The organism is Levilactobacillus sp. LN180102 (genome assembly GCF_050106635.1).
GTDB classification, from domain to species: Bacteria; Bacillota; Bacilli; order Lactobacillales; family Lactobacillaceae; genus Levilactobacillus; species Levilactobacillus brevis.
This window is the reverse complement of record NZ_JBNIIX010000002.1, coordinates 190,740-208,167: the sequence shown is the minus strand read 5'-3', so window position 1 is coordinate 208,167 and position 17,428 is coordinate 190,740. Positions and strand designations below refer to the sequence as shown.

Below are 17,428 nucleotides of genomic sequence, written 5' to 3'. Positions count from 1 at the left end.
AAGCAAAATGTTAGCATCGTGATTTAATTCACGTATAGAAAACGGCAGGAAAAAAGTTTGTTAAACTGTATGCGCTTACATCTTAAACGGCCGTAAGCGCTGACTGAATGGTGTTACAAAGCCAATTAATTAATTGTGATTTTTTTAACATAAAAGACTTGCAGATTCCCAAAAACATGTTATGATATATCTCGTGAAGAAGTTAACAAGAGTGTTTTCAAAAAATGGAGGCATAATGATGTTAAAAGACGTGAAAGAGAATTCAAAATCAAAATCAAAAGAAAGCGCTGAAACCGTTGACCAGATGATCGACCGGTTGACAGCCAAGGCCCATGACGCCCTGTGTGCCATGGATGACTTTACCCAAGAACAAGTCGATCACATCGTTCACCAGATGTCGATTGCAGCCTTAGATCAGCATATGGCTTTAGCCAAGGCCGCTTTTAAAGAAACTGGTCGTGGAGTGATGGAAGATAAGGCCGTAAAGAATATGTATGCGAGTGAAGAAATTTGGCACTCTATCAAGCATGACAAAACAGTTGGCATTATTAAGGATGACCATGAACGGCAATTGATTACAGTTGCTGAACCACTGGGAATTTTGGCCGGGGTAACGCCTGTCACGAACCCGACGTCAACCACTATCTTTAAGTCCCTAATTGCGGTTAAGACGCGGAACCCAATCATCTTTGCTTTCCATCCACAAGCCCAACAATCTTCAGTTATGGCTGCTAAAGTGGTTCGTGATGCGGCCATCGCTGCTGGTGCACCAGAAGGGGTTATTCAATGGATTGAAACGCCAAGCTTGGAAGCAACGACAGCCTTAATGAATCACCCAATGGTTGCCAGTGTCTTAGCGACCGGTGGTCCTGGTATGGTGAAGGCCGCTTACTCAACTGGGAAGCCAGCCTTAGGGGTGGGTCCTGGTAACGGTCCAGCTTACATTGAAAAGACGGCGAATATCAAACGGGCCGTTTATGACATTGTCTTATCGAAGACCTTTGATAACGGGATGGTTTGTGCCTCTGAAAACAGTGCGGTCATTGACCATGAAATCTATGATGACGTTAAAAAAGAAATGCAAGACCGTGGCGTTTTCTTCATTAAGAAGAGCGACGAAAAGGCCCTAGCTGACACTATGTTCAAACCAGAGGGTGGCGTTAAAGGCCCAATTCCAGGGATGTCAGCACAAAAGATCGCTGATTTGGCTGGGATCAAGGTTCCTGCTGGTACGAAGGTGTTAGCCGCTGAGATTACCGGAGTCGGACCAAAGTTCCCATTGTCTCAAGAAAAACTATGTCCAATGATTTCAGTTTACAAGGCAACGAGTCAGGAAAATGCCTTCAAGCTTTGTGATGACTTGCTCCACTTCGGTGGTCTCGGTCACACGGCATCTCTTCACACAATGGATGATGCTTTGGCAACGAAGTTTGGGATTGCGATGAAGGCTAGTCGAGTATTGATCAATACCCCATCTGCTATCGGTGGTATCGGGAACCTTTACAATGAAATGGTGCCATCATTGACCTTAGGAACGGGATCATGGGGTAAAAACTCTGTTTCCCATAACGTTTCTTCCTTTGATTTACTGAACATCAAAACGATTGCAAAGCGGCGAAATAATATGCAGTGGATTAAATTACCTCGGGTTTACTTTGAAAAGACATCAGTTCGCTACCTCGATGACATGCCAGGCATCAAGCGGGTATTCTTAGTTACTGACCCAGCCATGGTTGAACTCGGTTACATCGACACCGTGCTGAATGAATTGAAGCGTCAACCAAACGGCATTGAATACTCCTTGTTCTCTGACGTGGAACCTGATCCAACGACGGATACGGTTAACCGTGGGGTTGCTCAAATGCGGATGTTCAAGCCAGATACAATTGTGGCTTTAGGTGGAGGTTCAGCAATGGATGCTGCCAAGAATATGTGGTTATTCTACGAAGATCCAGAAGCCAGCTTCTTTGGCGCTAAGCAGAAATTCTTGGATATCCGGAAACGGGCTTACAAGTTTAACAAGCCGCACAAGGCCCAATTTGTTGCCATTCCAACCACTTCTGGAACGGGTTCAGAAGTCACACCGTTTGCCGTGATTACGGATTCTAAGACTCACGTGAAGTACCCACTGGCTGACTATGCCTTAACGCCAGACGTTGCGATTGTGGATTCCCAATTTATCGAAACGGTCCCTAAGAAGACGGTGGCTTACTCTGGGTTAGACGTTTTAACCCATGCCATTGAATCTTACGTGTCAAACATGGCTTCTGATTACACCCGGCCATGGTCATTACAAGCGATTAAATTAGTGATGGATAACCTGACTAATTCCTACAACGGTGACATTACAGCGCGCGAAGAGATGCACAATGCTTCAACGCTAGCTGGGATGGCGTTTGCCAACGCCTTCTTGGGGATTGATCACTCGATTGCCCACAAGTTGGGTGGCGAATTTGGGTTACCTCATGGATTGGCTATTGCCATTACCTTGCCACACGTTATCCGGTATAACTTCAAGGAACCAACGAAGTTATCCATGTGGCCAAAGTATGATCACTTCAAGGCTGATGAAGACTATGCTCAAATCGCACGTTACTTGGGTCTGCCAGGAACGACTAACGAAGAGCTCAAGGAAGCTCTTGTCAAGAAGATCATTGATCTGGCCCATTCCGTTGATGTGACCTTAAGTCTGAAGGCCAACGGTGTTGACAAAGCTCACTTTGACCAAGCAGTGGACAAGCTAGCTGAGTTAGCCTTTGAGGATCAATGTACAACGGCTAATCCACGCGAACCACTCGTATCTGAATTAAAGCAAATTATGCTTGATGAATACGATGGTAAGAACGTTGAAAAATAAGTAATTGGATAGGTAAAAAGGAATCACGATGGTTTATATCGTGATTCCTTTTTGTTTAGATAGGATTTGCATATATATAGTAGAAACTGGAAAAAGCGAGAGATAAACCAGATGAAAAGTGAAGTAAAAACATTATTTTAAGGCAACCTTTTTCGGGTAAAGTTCTACTTTTTTCGACGGAATTATACGATAAAAAGCGAATTATCATCGAATTATCATTAAATATGACAAGTTTTTTCGCTTTTTAAGTGCAAAATGCACGGAAAAATACCCCTCGTTTTCACCAAAATGGGTAAAAATTGGCCAATAAAAGCGGTTTATGTAACAAACGCGTAACAAATATGACGGATTGTCATACTGTAATATTTTTCTTAACAGTGGCGTAACGAAACCCCAATCTAAATGACATAACCATCAGTTATTCTAATAGCCGTTAAGCAAACAAAGGAGGACATTCATTTCTTATGAATATCAAAAAAGCTTTAGTTACGACTCTTGGAACGGTAGCCGTTGTCGGCGCCGGTATCTTCGCTACTAACGATACGGCTAACGCCGACGTTAAGGTGACGGTCAAGCAGGGGGATTCTGTTTGGTCATTGGCAAATAAGTACGACTCATCTATTAACGCTATTGAAAAGGCTAATAGCTTGAATAACGACTTGATTTACGTTGGTCAAACGCTCAACGTACCTAACAGCACACAAGCTACGACAACGCAAGCTGCTAGTGTTGCTAACAACACATACAGCCACACGACGAGTCAAGTGACGACAAATACGACTACCAGCACAGCATCAGCTTCAACCGGGGTTTCCGGATCAGAAGCTAGTGCTAAAGCATGGATTGCTAACAAGGAATCTAGCGGTTCATACTCAGCTCGTAATGGTCAATACGTCGGCAAGTACCAATTAAGTGCCTCATACTTAAATGGTGATTACTCCGCTGCTAACCAGGAAAAGGTGGCTAACAGCTATGTAAACTCCCGCTATGGTTCTTGGTCAGCCGCTCAGGCGTTCTGGCAATCACATGGCTGGTACTAAACCTAGCTTCTAAACAAAACGTTTAAATTCAAGTAGGCACTATCGGATGCAGGTCCGATAGTGCCTTTTTGCGTACGCTAGATTTGGCGAGTGTTAACCCACAAAGCGTGGTTTTAGATTGATATCTACTCAGATTAAACATTTCGCCAGTTTAGTTGCCACGTTAGACATTAAAAATAAACGAATTGGCAACAGTTATTAAAAAACGTAACGAATTAATTTAAAGCGACTTATCGAACGATTATTGTTGATATATCGGCGCTCTGACCATAATTAAATTTAAAAAACAGTATAAAACATTATCGGGTGTCGTAGAATTATCCATTATGTCACGTTATAATAAAATTGTAATGATTAACAACATGTAACTATGCATGATAAAAAGCACTTAATTAGTCACACTGTTGTATGGATGGCAATGTTCATAAAGGGAGGAATTATCGTGTTTAAGGCGATGAATTCAAAAGAACATTATAAGATGTATAAAAAAGGTAAGCTTTGGATGATCGCGGGGGTATTTACCGCTACTGTTATGATGGGACTCATGGGCGGCCAACCGGCCCAAGCGGCGACGACAACGACATCTGATGCCACTACCACTGAAACAGTGACGCCAGCTAAAGCCACAGCCACTGAACAGTTCTCAGCGGCGGCAACGCCAGCTAGTACGGCTAGCTCAGCAATCACGCCAAATTCAGCAGCAACAAGCGCTGCTCAGTCTGCTACTCAAGCGGCGACTAGTTCTGCTGCACCGGTGATTTCGAAGACGGCCTCAGCTGTGACGCCTGATTCGACGGCTACTAATTCGACGTCCACGCCGGCTAGTGCGGCACCTTCATCTGTAGCGCCAGTATCATCTGCGGCTGCCATCGACGCGACTAAGGTAGCCACACCGGTATCAGCCGCAACGGCACAAGTAAAAGCAGCAACGACTCGCAATGTAGCCAATGCAGCAGCGGTTGCGCCTGTCGCAGCCACTGTCCAGTCAGCGGCGCCAGCAGACGTCACCATTGATCAATGGATGCCTGATACGAACTTACAACAAGTGGTTCTCCATGAACTGGCGAAGACGACTGGCATTACCTCGGCTGATCAGATTACGCAGGCGATGATGGGCAATCTGACAAAACTATATGTGGATACGTCGGCGCAGCAGAACAATAAAGATTATTACTTAGCAACCATGCAAGTCCGGTCGTTGCAAGGACTGGAGTATGCGAAAAATTTAACGGATTTATGGATCTGTCCTAATCTGGATGCTAATCTCAACTGGACTGGCGCCTATATGAAATACGGCAGTATTAGTGATATTAGTGCACTGGCTGGGTTGACCAACTTAACTGAATTAAATTTACAGATGAATCAAATTAGTAACATTTCAGCATTGAAGAACCTCAAACTAAAAGGGGTTTCACTCTCATACAACCAGATTTCTGACCTGTCACCACTCCAGAATTCCAAGGATACGATGTCAACGTCGGCAACGATGGCTTATCAGATTATCAAGTTGCCCACCATTGTGTTGAATGCCAAAACAACTTCCTATACGATGCCATCCTTTATCATTACCAATCTTGATGGCGGTAATGTGCCGATTACACCAGTGCAAACCTCACCTTATTTTGGGATGACTAGCGCCGGAACAGGAACTAATTTGGATGATGCGACGGTCGCTTGGAAAGACCTAGGGCAGTCGGGGTATCTGTTCGTAGATTGGCATGATACGTTGCTGGGCTTACCAGGTTACCCGTTTGACGGTGAAATTGTTCAGCTATATACGCTGAGCGATTCGGTCGGTAACGTTAATGTTAATTTCAAGACGACTAGTGGGCTATCATTGGCGCCGCAAGTGACCTTGAGTGGCAACCTGGGGGATGATTTTGACTTAAATCAATCCGCCACGGTGATGAACGCGGTTCAGAAAATTATGGCGCAAGGTTACGCTTATCAGGGAACAGCCGATGATATGGCCGTGACAGGGGTATACGCCGAAGATCCTACTAACATTACGTTGCTATTTGGCGTGAAGAAGCTTGCGGCAACGTTCAACTTTATTGATGATCAAGGACACACACTGGCTGTGCCGCAAACGATGACGGGAGATTACGGACAAGCTTGGCAGACGCAAGTGCCATCGCTGAAAGGCTACACGTTTAAGCAGGCAACCCAGGATGGGCAACCGTTAACGCTAACAGATGGCCAATTGGCGGGAACTTTAACGGCTGATACGACGATTAATTTGATTTATACCGCTGATACCAAGACGGCAACGGTGCACTACGTTTATGCGGATGGCAGTGAAGCTGCCCCAAGTCAAACGGTCAGTGGCAAGTATGGTGATACTATCGCCTTCCCAACAAGTCCGGTGATTAAGGGTTATACGGCAAGCGAATTAACGCCAGCGAAGTATGGTGATGAAAACACCTTTACGGTGACTTATACCGCTGATACCAAGACGGCAACGGTACATTACGTTTATGCGGATGGCAGTGAAGCCGCCCCGAGTCAAACGATTAGTGGCAAATATGGTGATACTATCGCCTTCCCAACAAGTCCGGTGATTAAGGGCTACACGGCAAGTAAGTTGCCAACGTCAGTGTTTGGTGACGACGTGGCTGCCAATACCTTTACCGTCACCTACACCAAAGATGCGGTGACACCACCAACCCCTACGCAACAGGTTACCGTGACGGTTCATTACCAAGATCCGGATGGCAAGGCAGTAGCATCGGACTTCGTCTTTAGGAAGCAAGTCGGCGATCGTTACACGACCAGTCCCGCCGATGTAAAGAATTATCGGCTACAGGCCACACCGGCAAATGCCTCGGGAGTAGTGGGTGATCAAAATATTGTGGTAACCTATGTCTATGTCCAACAGAGTGGTGACGGGGATCAAGTAACCCCTGATCAACCAGGGACGACGACTCCCACTAAGCCGGTTAAACCGACTAAGCCAACACAACCAGCCAAGCAGCCGACTGTGAATAAGACGGGTGGGCAAGCCGATCAGGTTCGGGTAGGTACGCGAGTCAAACCACAGGCCACCGTTCAAAACGGTGCAACGCAACCAGCAGTTTCGGCCAAGGCCACGACCACGCCAGCCGGGATGTCAGACCCAACCCAGACAACGTTGAAGACTTTACCACAGACGGGGGAGCAAGCAACTTCTCCGTGGTGGGGGATCGTTCTTCTAGGTAGTCTATTGGGATTAGCAGGGTTCCGGCGCGAAAAACGACATTAACTTGCAGGCGACAGAACGAGTTATTTATGAATAAAATCAAAAATGAGCAGACCAATTCGGCGACGAGTTGATCTGTTTTTTTGATGGTCGAAGTAGTTGGGCAGCGAGTTATGACGGTAAAACTGCTGGATTGCACCAATAAATATGGGGGAAAAGTACTTTTTTTAAAAATAGCACAGGCCTTAAATGGGATGAGACCGCTTTATTTGACACATGACCGCAATTAATCGCGGCTAAAGCGGGTTAATGTGTCAAGTTGGTTAACCACATTACGGATTGTCATTTTCGGCCGATTTTCTTAATCTGCGTGTAACTCACTAACAATCCCGATGTAACCTTCACGGGTTATGATGGGTCTCGTTAAGTAATTGCAAGACAGTTTCACCCAAACAAAAGGAGGACATTCATTTTTATGAATATCAAAAAAGTTTTAGTTTCTACTTTAGGTACCGCCGCAGTATTAGGCGCTGGGTTATTTGCCAGCACCACTTCCGCTAACGCCGACGTCCGGGTAACGGTGAAATCGGGAGACACGGTGGCCAAGATTGCCAACCAATATAATTCAAGTGTTTCTGCCATTGAAACGGCCAACAGTTTAAAGAATGTTAATTTAATCTACGTCGGTGAAAGCCTGTCAGTGCCGAATAGCACGACCGCAGCTAGCACCACTGCTGCAACCACGGCGACGACGCAAAGCCAAAGCACGACGCCAGCTCAGTCGACAACTACGACTAGCAACAGCGCCAACACAGCAACAAACTATAGTGGCACAGCAAGCCATACAACGGCTACTACGGGAACAACGAGCACTAACACGGCAGCAACAACGTCAACATCTGGCTCGACATCTTCCGCTAAGTCATGGATTGCTAACAAGGAATCTGGTGGTTCTTACACCGCGTCTAACGGGAACTACTATGGGAAGTACCAACTGACGAAGTCCCTGCTAAACGGTGACTACTCAGCTGCCAACCAAGAAAAGGTTGCTAATTCTTACGTTAGCTCACGGTATGGTTCATGGGCCGCTGCCAAGTCTTTCTGGCAAGCAAATGGCTGGTACTAAAACTAGTTAAGACGTTCACCTAAAAAAAATACACGGAAACGACGGTTTAGTTCAAATGAGCTAACCGTCGTTTTGACGTGGAAAACCCCTGATAAAATAGGATTTGTACACCATACTGCAAAAAATGGGGTCGTTCGTTACACGTTTGTAACATGCGGACAATCCACCTGTAACTTGGAAAGGTTATGATATTCTTAACAATTCGCTGGGAGGGAACCTGATTTTGAAACTCAAGACAATTTTTATGTTAATCGTCATGGTCGTTTCGATGGCTCTGCCCAGCGTGACGTCTGTGGTTACGCCGGCAACGACGGCTAAGGCCAGTGTGACGTACGTTTGCAACCTATCTAAGAAAGAAAAGCGTGCGAAGGCTTGGATTGCCCGGAAAGAATCCGGTGGTAATTACCGCGCACGAAATGGTCGCTATTATGGTAAGTATCAACTAACGATCTCGATGCTTCATGGTGACTACAGTAAAGCAAATCAAGAAAAGACGGCTGACCGGTATGCCCACAGTCGTTATGGCACTTGGACTCAGGCCAAACATCATTGGTTGGGCTACGGGTGGTTTTAATAAAAAAAGGAGTGATTTCCAGGTAATTGGAAATCGCTCCTTTTTTTGGCTGTTGATGATACATTAGAAGGGTTACTGATGGCGGTAACTCATTACAGAGGCCCCACCCCTTATTAAATAGGCTGCCACTAAACCCCTAGCGGCTGACGTTTCATCTCTAAGTGAAATTTCAAAATGATGAGTAGATTGAACCCAATGGTCATACTAATCATTGCCAGCCAAGCAGCTGGCGTAGCGGTGTTGGTCGAGATAACGGCAGCCTTACTTCCCCGTTCCCCAATAGCCCAGCGTGGTCGTCGATAAGTGCGATCGGCATCATACATAACGACTAGCATCATTTTATGTTGCTTGAGAAATTGCCATTCACTTTTTAACATCATACGCCCCCCTTTTGGCTGAACAGCCTGTTGATTGAACGCCTACAGAGTACCTGCAAAATTGCGGCCGAGCAATCGTCAATTTTAGTGGAAGTGTTGGGTAGAAATGGCGGGTTTCAAGCGCGGTCTGCGCTTGGGGTGAGTCAGTTAGGAAACTAGCAGCTTAACACAAACCGACTAGTTGTTGATTGACAGGTGCCGAAAAAAGATTTCTAATGTGGGCAGTAAAAGGAAGCAATTGTGGAGGTGGCATTATGGAAGCAGACGCGCAACGACTACAAACGGAAATAAAACTGCAACGGGCGTTTATCAAATTGGTTGGGGAGCAAGGCTTTGAGCGGGTAACCGTGCGGCAATTGACAACGGAAGCGCAGATTAATCGCGGGACGTTTTATCTCCACTATTTAGACAAGTTCGATTTACTAACGCGGTACGAAAATGATTTGGTCAATCAAGTTCACTTGATCTTCCAGCAGTATCCGAAGCCCACCGCCACCCAGGCAGGCGCAAAGGATGCCTTTAGTCAGCTATTCCGCTACCTGTATCGCCAGTGGCAATTGGCCGTAATCCTATTGGAAAGTCCCGCGTCACAGCTGACTAAGCGCATTAAACCGCTAATTCTTGAGGTGATCGGTCAACCCAAGACAACGCTGATTCCCGCTGACTATGCCCGTGAGCTGGTCGCCCAGGGCGTTTTGGACTTTATTCGCTTCTGGTTAACGCAGACGCCGGTTCAGTCGCCACAGCAGGCATATACCATTTTCACCCGTAGTCGAGAATTATCACCAGCCCAGTTGTTGAATTAGGGTTGGCTGGGCCAGAAGCTAAGAACCTAACTTGACTTTATTTTCATTTCCTCTAAGCTAAACTTATCATGTTAACGTTTTCTTTGCGATGAACATGGTGTTTATCGCTAAATTAATTTGGAGGCAATGAAGATGGCATTTCAGATGGTCACGCAGTATGCTCATAGTCCGGAAGATATTGATCATTACAATACGGATGAATTACGACAGCAGTTTTTAATGGCAGAAATATTTGTACCAGGTGATATCCGCCTGACATATACGTACAACGACCGTATGATTTTTGGTGGAGTAACCCCAACGACAACGCCTTTGGAAATCAAGCTTGATCAGCAACTAGGTGTGGATTATTTCTTGCAACGCCGTGAACTGGGATTCATTAATATCGGGGGTGCCGGCACGGTGACGATTGATGGTACGACCAGTGATGTGGCACCGCATGATGGCTACTATATTAGTATGGGGACCCAATCAGTGCTCTTTGCCTCAACGGATGCCCAACACCCCGCCAAGTTTTACGTGGTGTCGACGCCTACGCATCGGGCTTATCCTAGCAAGCAGTTGGCTTTTAAGGATACGCTGGCAATGCCGATGGGTGACCAAGCACATATGAATAAGCGGACCATTTATAAGTACATTGATGCCTCAACTATGGCGACTTGTCAGTTGCAAATGGGCTACACGGTCTTGGCGCCGGGGAATTCTTGGAATACCATGCCGGCCCATACGCATGCCCGGCGAATGGAAACCTACCTATATACTGAGTTTGGTGATCCTAATACGCGGGTGGCGCACTTCTTGGGGACTCCCGAGAATACCAAGCACATCTGGTTGGAGCCGGATCAGGCGGTTGTTAATCCCAGTTATTCCATTCACTGCGGGGTTGGGACGACCAACTATGCCTTCATTTGGGCAATGTGTGGTGAGAACCAGACTTACGATGATATGGATGCCGTGGATATGCACGACTTACGTTAGAAATTAGGTGATGAGAGATGACAACCAGTATGTCTGGTGCTGAAGTGGTGACGATTGGTGAACCACTAGCCGTATTTGCCGCAACTGAGCCGAATGTGTCGCTAGTAGCGGCCCAACGTTTTCAAAAGTTTGTTGCCGGAGCAGAATTGAATGTGGCCGTGGGGTTAGCCCGATTGGGTCATTCGGTGAGTTACGTGTCGGCCGTGGGTCAAGATCCATTGGGTCAATTTATCTTGGATCAACTCCAAGCAGCACACGTTGATCATCAACATGTTCAAGTGAGTGCCGATTATTGGACTGGTTTTTACTTAAAACAACGGGTAACCCAAGGCGATCCGGCTACCTATTATTATCGTAAAAATTCGGCAGCGGCCAATCTTGATCCGCAGGTGCTGGCGTCGCTCGATTTGACTCACGTGAAGTTGGGCCATCTTTCTGGAATTTTTGCCGCGTTGTCAACTAATGATCAGGCCATTTATCGGGAGCTGAACCGGCGCTTGTTAGCGGTCGGGGCGACCGTGGTCTTTGACCCAAATCTCCGACCAACGCTGTGGCCGAGTCGTGCCGAGATGTGCCGAGTCACCAATCAGTTGGCTCGTGACGCGCAGATCGTGTTACCGGGATTAAATGAAGGAACCATTTTGACCGGAGAAGCAGATCCCGTTGCCATTGCGGATTTTTACCTGCAACAAAGTACCGTGACGCAGGTGGTCATTGTTAAATTGGGGGCTGCGGGAGCATTGTTGAAAGTCCGGGGGCAGGCGGCCCAGCGGGTTCCCGGGGTGCACGTGGATTCAGTCGTGGATACCGTCGGTGCCGGTGATGGGTTTGCTGTGGGCTTGATTAGTGGCCTGCTGGCGGGGGTACCGATAACCGCCGCGGTTCAACGGGCCTGTGCTATTGGGGCGTTAGCCGTTACGACGCCGGGCGATAATGACGGCTACCCGACGTCGGCCCAGTTAACCCGTTTTTATCGTGAGCATCACCTTGAAGCGTGACTATCAGCCTGTCGCAACGTTGTCGTTGCCGGCAGGTTTTTTAATAAGTTGAACTTATCATTGAAAACGGTTACATTTTTCTTTAGACTGGAAAGTAATTGATAATAGATTGGGAGGAGTATCATGGGAAAAACATTAGCTATCAACGCCGGGAGTTCAACACTGAAATGGAAACTATTTGCCATGCCAGAAGAAACGGTCATTGCCTCAGGGATGGTCGATCGCTTGAATTTACCGGGGTCCATCTTCAAAGTTAAATTAGCGGACGGGCAAAAGTTCACGGAAACGCAAGATAAGATTACGAATAAACTGGCTGCGGCAATGGTATTGACCCGACTGAAATCTTACGGGATTGTCCAGCACTTGAGTGAAATTACGGGAGTGGGCCACCGCGTTGTCGCCGGGGGTGAGGTGTTCAAGGATTCAGCCGTCATCACGCCCACCGTACTGAAGCAAATTAAGGAATTGAAGGACTATGCGCCGTTACATAACCCAGTGCAGGCCTATTACATTGATGTATTCCAGCAATTACTGCCAGAAGCGCAGCAGGTCGCCGTCTTTGATACGTCGCTGTATACACAAATGCCGGCCATGAACTACTTGTATAGCCTGCCGTATGCCTATTACGAGAAGTTTGGGGCCCGAAAGTACGGGGCCCACGGGACTAGTCATCGTTATGTGGCGAAGCGGACGGCTGAACTCTTGGGCCAGCCGTTAGAGGCGTTAAAATTAATCACGCTGCATTTGGGGTCGGGGTCATCGATTACTGCCTTCGATCATGGTCAAGCATTGGATACCTCAATGGGCTTTACCCCATTAGCCGGTGTGATGATGGGGACTCGTTCGGGGGATGTTGATCCGTCGTTAGTCGCCTATCTAGCAGAAAAATTACAGAAGACGATGCCAGAAATGATCGATATTTTGAATCACCAGTCAGGACTCTTGGGTATCTCGGAATTGTCTCCTGACCAACGGGATTTGGAAGACACCCAAGCTGACCGGCCAAAATCTAAGCTGGCTTTAGACATGTTTGTTAACCGGGTCGTGCGTTACGTCGGTAGCTACGTGGCTGAACTGGGTGGTGTGGACGCGATTGCCTTTACAGCTGGATCTGGTGAGAACGGCATTGCGATGCGACAAGACATTGCGGACCAGTTGGCGGGACTCAATATTGCGATTGACCCGGCCAAAAATGATTTCCGGGGTGAGGAACGGGTGATTAGTCCGGATGGCGCGGCCGTTAAGGTCTTAGTCGTTCCGACCAATGAGGAATTGATGATTGTTCGCGATGTGGCGCGACTTACCCATTAAACTAGATAACTGGACCAATCGTGCCAGTGAGTGGTGATTGGCCCGGTTGTTTATTGGGGAACCGAAGCCTTAAAGGCAAAATCCCCCAATCTACAGTAACAGAGCTAGGTTAGTAAAAGCTTAATGGCTAATTTTAACTATTTTTTGTAGACAATGTCGATTACGTAAAAATCATGCCAGTTTGTCATGAAAATCGGATTACCTTAACCAAGCAGTAACGTTAAACTAATCGATTTGAGATATGGGCGTTGTAAGCTAGGGTCAATCAAAAGGAGGAACGATTTAATGATAAAAAAAGTGATTTTAACGACCGTGAGTGCGGCGGCAGTCTTGGCAGCCGGTATCGGTTTTTCTAACGTAACTGCCAATGCCGCGACGGTCCAAGTACCGGCACAAAGCTATCATTATCAACCTCAAACAGCCACCAATGGCACAGCGCCGACAACAAAGACCAATCAAACAGTCGCAACGACGACAACTAACAGTACCACTAACACTACTACAACGAGTCAGGCAACCGGGGCGACGATTACGGAAGCCGCCTTTGAATCCCAAGGGGTCGTTTATTTGAATGGAAATAAATGGACTTATTATTCAGGTAGCACAACCGCCGATGGCACTAATATCAGTGCCAATGGGTTAGATTCAAATGGCTACCGGGTCGTGGCAGCACCGGCAAGCGTTGCCTTTGGCACAAAAATTATGACGCCATTAGGAATGGGGGTTGTGCATGACCGCGGGACGGCCATCACCGGCAACCATTACGATGTCGTCATTCAATAGATTAGAAAGCGCACCCCGAGACAACTGTCTAAGGGTGCGCTTTTTATCGTGGTTAACGGAGCTGGAGATCTCGCCGGTGGTAGCCCAGCCAGCCCAGGAATAAGACTAGGACACTCAAAGCCACCATCCAACTAAATGTGGTCCAATTGACCGCATGAACGGGAACGCGGGGCATCCACCCGGTAGGCGCCAAGCGTTGGACCCAAGTCGGTAATTGGAGGAGACCACCCATGTAGACCGCGATAAAGCCTAGTGCGAGGTAGCCCCAACTGAGTGCCTTAATGCGCGGCACCCAGCCGACTAAACCCACTCCCAGCGCCAAAAATACCCAGATCATGGGGAGTTGAGCAGCGATGGTTTGCCAAAATTCGGCGGTGCTAATGCCATCTTGAACATGGTCAAGGCTAGCATTTCCAGTCACAATAACACCGGCGAGGCCACCAATGTAAGCCACGGTGCTCAAGCCCAAGGCACTGCTAACGTAACTGACCAACAGGCGCGAACGACTGAGTGGTCGTGCATACAGGGCCTCCAACCAGCCATGCGTTTCGTCCGTATGCAGTTCTAAAACTAACTGTAGACCGGGTATAACGGCCACACTAGCCATGACAATAGCTAGCAGACTAGTGAAATTCAGTAGAATTTGATGATTGGCATCGTGAACCATTGCTCGGCCGAAGACTTGTTGCATGGTGGGATTGGTTTTTAAAATGTTACCGATTGTGTTAAAGACGGTACCATATGCCACCCCAAAGAGGGTAATTCCCAATAACCAGCCAATAAAAATATTGCGTTGTTGGCGCCAGATGAGGGAGAGCGGACCCCGTAACAACGGAGAAGCCGTTCGACGTCCCGGTCGAGTGGTCAAAGCGCCAGAACCTAAGTCCCGGTGTGCATTGGCAAAAATCGTACATCCCAAAATCACGAACGTTAAAAGCAAGCTGAGACCCACGGGTGTCCAATTGGGATGCTGGTAAGGACTGAGTTTTTCAATCCAACCAAGTGGTGACCACCAAGTGGACTGGGGGTGCTGAACGTCAGTGATCATCCGAGCCAAGTAACTGATTCCAAACAGGGCATAGGCGAGACCAGTGGCACTAGCGGCATGGTCGGTCAACTGGGCAGTTAACACCCCCACAGTGCCAAATAGCAGACCAGTTGTCCCGAGTCCTAAGCCAATCAGCCAGTTCCCACTGGTGGTCGCTCCGGGCATGTGGGTCAGTTGGAGCCCTAGACCGTATAGAACGCTGAGTCCACCATTGATAATGACCAGTTCTCCCATTGCCGCAGCTAGTGGGGCTAGTGCCCCGACAGTATGGGCGCGAATAAGTTCGGTCATGCCTTGATCTTCATCGCTACGGGTGGCGTGGATACTTAGCGTCAGGTTCATGATTACTTGGATTAGGGCCATGAACAATAACATTTCGTTAGCAAAAATTTCGGCAGTGGTGACGCGGCCAGTGAAACGAAAGGCGCCAAACATCGCGACAATTCCGGGACTAGCCAACGTTTGGCGAATCGCCGCAATCTCGTGAGGGGTGCCGTAGATACCGTCAAATTTAGCCGCAACACTGGCCATGAGGGCAGCCAGTACCACAATCCAAATGACGATTCGCCAGCGATCACGCCGGCAGTTCAAACGGAGTAATAAACCAGTTTTATGGTATTGAGACATTGTGATCACTCCTTTGCGTAGTAGTGCATGAAGAGATCTTCAAGGGTTGGTGGCGTGCTTTGGAGCGCCGCAATGTGATGTTCAGCTAATGTGGTCATCGTGGCGGCTAAGCTATCGGCATCAACTGAAAATTGCCACTCGCGTGCGGCGTGTCCGGGCGTAACGGCATGTAAACCGGGAAGGGTGGTGACATCGAAGTCATCGCCCAACGTGACGGCTACTGTGGTCCGCGTTAGGTGACGCATTGCAGCGAGACTACCGGTTTCAATGATTTGACCCTCACGAATAATCCCAATGCGATCACACATGCGTTCCACTTCTGACAGAATATGACTGGATAATAGCACTGCCTTTCCCCGTTTTTTAAGCGCCAGTACTGCTGCTTGAAAAAGCCGCTCGTTAAGTGGGTCTAGCCCTGAAGTTGGCTCATCAAAGATGTAGAAGTCAGCCTCCTGGGAGAGCGCGGCAATGAGGGCCACCTTTTGGCGATTACCTTTGGAATAGGTCCGGGCCTTCTTGGTGGGATCTAATCCAAATTGGTGAATCAGGGTATCCGTTTGAGTCGTGTGGGCTTGGTCGTTCATTCGGAGCAGCAGGTCGATGATCTCGCCGCCAGTTAGGTTAGGCCAGAGATAGACATCGCCGGGAACGTAAGCCAATCGCTGATGAATCTGAACACTATCCTGCCAGACGGGCCGACCGAAGAGAGTGGCGGTACCACCACTGGCCCGAATGAGCCCAAGTAAGATGCGAATCGTCGTGGATTTACCAGCACCGTTAGGGCCGATAAAACCAAAGACTTCACCGGGATAGACGTCAAAGGTGACGTCCTTTAAGGCACGAAAATGGCCAAAGTTTTTTTGCAAATGCTGTAGGTGCAAGAGTGGTGTGGTGCTCATGAGTCATTCCCCCTAACGAGTCTGAAATCGATTACATCGTAAGCTTATCGCTAAGGGAAGTCAATGTGAACGCCCTTTATGGAACGGTGACTAAATTTTGCTCAGTGGTATGCTAAAATAGAGGCAGACGTTAGGGCGAACCGGTAGCCCTGGCAAGGAGGAAAACGGATGACAACGACAGTTTTAGCAGCAGTGCGGCAATTTTCACAAGCCAAAATGGGGGATGATGAGACGGGCCACGGATTCGACCATATTCAACGGGTCGTGGGGTTGGCGGATCGTTTGGTACAGGCCTACCCGCAAGCCGATCGGGTTTTAACACTGACGGCCGCTTATTTACACGATGTGATTGACGAAAAATTGGTCACAGATACTGTCGCGGCCAGTGACGAGGTGCGGCAGTTCTTGAACCAACAAGGGTTAACCGCTGAACAGGTAGCCACGGTCTTCTTGATTATGGATAATATGTCATACCATAAGACACTGGATGGTACAGCCAAGCCACTGCCATTAGAAGGCCAAATTGTGCAAGATGCAGATCGCTTAGATGCGATTGGGGCAATCGGCATTGCACGAGCCATTTACTTTGGCGGTCACTTTGGTGAGAAAATTTATGATCCGGCGGTAGAACCGCGGACAGCCATGACTCACGCGGAGTATCGCAATCTTAATCATGAAACTATCATCAACCACTTTTATGAAAAACTGCTGACGCTAAAGGACTTGATGAATACGACAGCCGCTAAAAAATTGGCTGAACACCGCCAACAAGTCATGCTTGATTTCTTGGCAGAGTATAAAGCAGAATGGAACGCAGAGGCTTAGG

General features: G+C 47.7%; 14 protein-coding genes. 11 read left to right on the top strand and 3 right to left on the bottom strand.

All coding sequences use genetic code 11. The features are described 5' to 3' along the window. The first annotated feature begins 238 nt into the window (after window positions 1–238). The 5 genes from adhE (at window position 239) to ACP4IT_RS02230 (ending at window position 8,775) form a co-directional block, all read left to right on the top strand. Window positions 239–2,857, top strand: coding sequence for a bifunctional acetaldehyde-CoA/alcohol dehydrogenase (gene adhE / locus ACP4IT_RS02250; protein WP_080662504.1), 2,619 nt, complete (start codon window positions 239–241; stop codon window positions 2,855–2,857). Between the two features lie 464 nt (window positions 2,858–3,321). After that, entirely contained in the window at window positions 3,322–3,897 is a 576-nt protein-coding gene (locus ACP4IT_RS02245) for a LysM peptidoglycan-binding domain-containing protein (protein WP_011666928.1), read from the top strand. Window positions 3,898–4,339: 442 nt separating this feature from the next. Continuing rightward, complete coding sequence (locus ACP4IT_RS02240; protein ID WP_226769757.1) at window positions 4,340–7,138, top strand: MucBP domain-containing protein; 2,799 nt, start codon at window positions 4,340–4,342, stop codon at window positions 7,136–7,138. 412 nt (window positions 7,139–7,550) lie between these two features. After that, a complete protein-coding gene (locus tag ACP4IT_RS02235) occupies window positions 7,551–8,201 on the top strand; it encodes a LysM peptidoglycan-binding domain-containing protein (RefSeq protein WP_011666930.1) in 651 nt (216 codons plus the stop codon). Between the two features lie 223 nt (window positions 8,202–8,424). After that, entirely contained in the window at window positions 8,425–8,775 is a 351-nt protein-coding gene (locus tag ACP4IT_RS02230; RefSeq protein WP_011666931.1) for an aggregation promoting factor surface protein, read from the top strand. Between the two features lie 128 nt (window positions 8,776–8,903). Here ACP4IT_RS02230 and ACP4IT_RS02225 read toward each other — a convergent pair whose 3' ends face one another. Then, window positions 8,904–9,152, bottom strand: a complete 249-nt coding sequence (locus tag ACP4IT_RS02225) for a hypothetical protein (protein ID WP_024525945.1) — start codon at window positions 9,150–9,152, stop codon at window positions 8,904–8,906. Between the two features lie 254 nt (window positions 9,153–9,406). On the opposite strand from ACP4IT_RS02225, the gene ACP4IT_RS02220 reads away from it, so the two are divergent. The 5 genes from ACP4IT_RS02220 to ACP4IT_RS02200 all read left to right on the top strand — a co-directional run bounded on the left by ACP4IT_RS02220 (window position 9,407) and on the right by ACP4IT_RS02200 (window position 14,028). After that, entirely contained in the window at window positions 9,407–9,958 is a 552-nt protein-coding gene (locus tag ACP4IT_RS02220) for a TetR/AcrR family transcriptional regulator (RefSeq protein WP_011666932.1), read from the top strand. A gap of 132 nt (window positions 9,959–10,090) precedes the next feature. Next, window positions 10,091–10,936, top strand: coding sequence for a 5-dehydro-4-deoxy-D-glucuronate isomerase (kduI, locus tag ACP4IT_RS02215; protein ID WP_024855274.1), 846 nt, complete (start codon window positions 10,091–10,093; stop codon window positions 10,934–10,936). A 17-nt stretch (window positions 10,937–10,953) separates the two neighbouring features. Next, a complete protein-coding gene (locus ACP4IT_RS02210) occupies window positions 10,954–11,934 on the top strand; it encodes a sugar kinase (protein ID WP_128491692.1) in 981 nt (326 codons plus the stop codon). A 123-nt stretch (window positions 11,935–12,057) separates the two neighbouring features. Further along, entirely contained in the window at window positions 12,058–13,245 is a 1,188-nt protein-coding gene (locus tag ACP4IT_RS02205; RefSeq protein ID WP_011666935.1) for an acetate/propionate family kinase, read from the top strand. A 285-nt stretch (window positions 13,246–13,530) separates the two neighbouring features. Then, window positions 13,531–14,028, top strand: coding sequence for a hypothetical protein (locus ACP4IT_RS02200; protein ID WP_011666936.1), 498 nt, complete (start codon window positions 13,531–13,533; stop codon window positions 14,026–14,028). A 52-nt stretch (window positions 14,029–14,080) separates the two neighbouring features. Here the strand turns inward: ACP4IT_RS02200 and ACP4IT_RS02195 are convergent, their stop codons facing one another. Further along, on the bottom strand, window positions 14,081–15,703 hold the full coding sequence (locus tag ACP4IT_RS02195; RefSeq protein ID WP_426855156.1) for an ABC transporter permease: 1,623 nt from the start codon (window positions 15,701–15,703) through the stop codon (window positions 14,081–14,083). 5 nt (window positions 15,704–15,708) lie between these two features. After that, window positions 15,709–16,602 carry an ABC transporter ATP-binding protein gene (locus ACP4IT_RS02190; RefSeq protein ID WP_024855270.1) on the bottom strand — a complete coding sequence of 298 codons (894 nt, stop codon included), beginning with the start codon at window positions 16,600–16,602 and terminating at the stop codon, window positions 15,709–15,711. Between the two features lie 168 nt (window positions 16,603–16,770). On the opposite strand from ACP4IT_RS02190, the gene ACP4IT_RS02185 reads away from it, so the two are divergent. Next, window positions 16,771–17,427: an HD domain-containing protein gene (locus ACP4IT_RS02185; protein WP_024855269.1), complete on the top strand. Its 657-nt coding sequence runs from the start codon at window positions 16,771–16,773 to the stop codon at window positions 17,425–17,427. The last annotated feature ends 1 nt before the right edge of the window (window position 17,428 follow it).